Genomic DNA, 2,257 nt, shown 5'->3' with positions numbered 1-2,257 from the left:
ACCACAAATGACAGGATCCGGATCATTGGATAATTCAATCGCTTTATGAACTTCTTTTAATAAGTGCTGCATATCATGCTTTGGATGTTGAGTGCTATAACTGATAAAACGAACATCATCATCGATAAACTGTAATTGCAGCACTTTTTCGTGATTTCCAGGACTTGTTGAATCAAATCCATGTAAATAAATAATCATACAACCCTACCCCCCGCTTACTGAAGATTTTAATTTACACATGAAAGGGATGGTTTTAAAGCGCTAAATGCTCACTTCCCCCGATTGTCTGGTGACGAAGACTCAGCCAGCAGTTGATCTTTAAAATGCACAGCTTGCTGATAATACTCTTCGTCGCCCCATAACTGATAAGCCACTAAATACCAAAGCATCGCCATCATTTTAACCTTAGGTTGCCATGCTTTTACGCCTTCAACCCACCGATCAACCTGCTGAATATTCCGTAGCTGACAATAACGAAACACTGCGTCCAGTAATTTTTCCCCAGCCACATCAATACTGATGGCCAGATCCAAACGGGGGTCAGCCATACTGGCATATTCCCAATCAATGATCCGGTAACCTGTTTCTGTTTTTATTAAGTTATAGCCCGCTAAGTCAAAATGACACAAGGTTAGTGGCAATGATTCACAGTGAGGCAACGTTCGCCACTTTAAATATAACTGCTCAAAAGATGGCGTTTTAAGCTCTGATTTAAGTTGTAACCAGTAATGATCAACGCGAGCAGTATAATTAAAAGGAGGAGCCGGAATTCGAGCGCTCTCTAATTGATGGACCTGTGCCAGTACTTTGAGAATATGCTCCCATGCCCCCTCTTCGGTTAGCACGTTTCCAGCGATCCATTCCACTAACAAACCTTGATCATTAATAGTGATCGCTTTAGGGCCAAGGCGGCTGTTCTCAATTGCTTTCAGAATCTGATATTCTTGAAAGCGAGAAATAGAAAATCCTTTTGTCAAAAGGGTATTAGGACGCCAAACAAACGCAAGCTCGGCTGACAGGGTAATTTTCCAACATCGATTGGTTAGCCCTCCAGTCAGTGTTTGCGCATATTCAGGCGTTGAGGTAAAGAAATGAGTTAACGACTGTAATGTCGGATCGAGTTGACAGGCCTCACGCCATGACATCCTTGCCATTTCTCACCTCGTTAATAAGCAAACATCAATGTTTACCAACCTAAGAAACTTTTCGACTGTTGTTTACGAATTTCTGTTTCATCAGCCCATTCGATTAACCCTGTCTTTAAGTCCATTAGACGCATCGTCATTTTATAGTAGACATCTTTATCACTACCGGCATTTTTTACAATGCTAGATAAATTGCCATACAACATATACTGCGCCCCAACCATTTTACCAAATTGAATGGCTGTACTTTGATCAACAAGCTCATCATTATTTTGGAAATTAAGCTGTGCACGCACCGCATCCACTCGGTCCATATCAACAAAACGGAACTTACCAGAATTCAACATTTTGGTACTGATGGTGTCGGTGATCGATTCGGTATCAATGTGTTCACTGGTCTTATTTTTGATCCGCTCAACAAAGACGATGGGACGTGCATCACGTGTAATAGCAGCGACCGAACCGGACATCATCATGCTATCAACCATATCAGCCGCTATTTTTTGTAAATCGGTAGACCCAAAATCAACGGTGACCGTTTCAACAGCTTGAGCATCGCCATAGCTAACGCGGTTAGAACAGCCACCGAGCAACACCACAAGACCAAGAAGCGCTACAATACTTTTATTCATTTTTACCCTCTACTTATCCTATCCACTAATTATCCAGTTCGCGAATCTGAACACGAAACTGCTTACCTTGTGGATTAACCGATACTTCTGACAGTGATCGTGTTTCATCACCACGTAAAATGACTGATGTCCAAGGCCCTGGCTGAATATTCACTTCCAACCCATCTGCATCATACCAATAGAAGCGGTATTGTAGATGTTGATCCCCACGATATTGACTTGAAAGACGTACAATGCCTCGAGTTTTTCCATACACATTTTGAGTTGAAATATCATCAATCTGTATGCGACTCGCCAGAACGCGATCCCCAAATAGGACTTGCTGACTCGCGCCATCAATACTTAGCCCCGTAGTATGGCTTGTACAAGCACTCATTAACCACACCGCTAACAGTGTAACGACTATTTTTTTCATCATAACCTTCCCAACTGTTTATGCCAAAGCGTGGAATGACGCCCCTGACGAGATAACCAAACCAA

The 2,257-nt window shown here is 42.3% G+C and carries 4 protein-coding genes; all 4 read right to left on the bottom strand.

What is annotated here, in order from left to right:
* Nucleotides 1-198 (bottom strand): YqiA/YcfP family alpha/beta fold hydrolase (locus B7C60_RS19380; protein WP_281251714.1); only part of this gene is annotated, 198 nt, incomplete at its 3' end.
* Between the two features lie 71 nt (nt 199-269).
* Complete coding sequence (locus tag B7C60_RS13725; RefSeq protein ID WP_099612156.1) at nt 270-1,154, bottom strand: phosphotransferase; 885 nt, start codon at nt 1,152-1,154, stop codon at nt 270-272.
* A gap of 32 nt (nt 1,155-1,186) precedes the next feature.
* The gene (gene lpoB / locus B7C60_RS13720; protein WP_099612155.1) at nt 1,187-1,777 is read right to left on the bottom strand and encodes a penicillin-binding protein activator LpoB; all 591 of its coding nucleotides are present in this window, start codon (nt 1,775-1,777) and stop codon (nt 1,187-1,189) included.
* Nucleotides 1,778-1,802: 25 nt separating this feature from the next.
* Complete coding sequence (locus B7C60_RS13715) at nt 1,803-2,192, bottom strand: YcfL family putative periplasmic lipoprotein (protein ID WP_099612154.1); 390 nt, start codon at nt 2,190-2,192, stop codon at nt 1,803-1,805.
* Between the last annotated feature and the right edge of the window lie 65 nt (nt 2,193-2,257).

The organism is Vibrio fujianensis (assembly GCF_002749895.1).
GTDB classification, from domain to species: Bacteria; Pseudomonadota; Gammaproteobacteria; order Enterobacterales; family Vibrionaceae; genus Vibrio; species Vibrio fujianensis.
Note: the sequence above shows the minus strand (reverse complement) of the source record. Positions and strands in the feature narration are given on the sequence as shown.

Excerpts from the sequence above, each read along its gene's own strand:
- B7C60_RS13725 (WP_099612156.1), bottom strand. The coding sequence starts at position 1,154 with ATGGCAAGGATGTCATGGCGTGAGGCCTGTCAACTCGATCCGACATTA.
- lpoB (WP_099612155.1), bottom strand. The coding sequence starts at position 1,777 with ATGAATAAAAGTATTGTAGCGCTTCTTGGTCTTGTGGTGTTGCTCGGT.
- B7C60_RS13715 (WP_099612154.1), bottom strand. The coding sequence starts at position 2,192 with ATGAAAAAAATAGTCGTTACACTGTTAGCGGTGTGGTTAATGAGTGCT.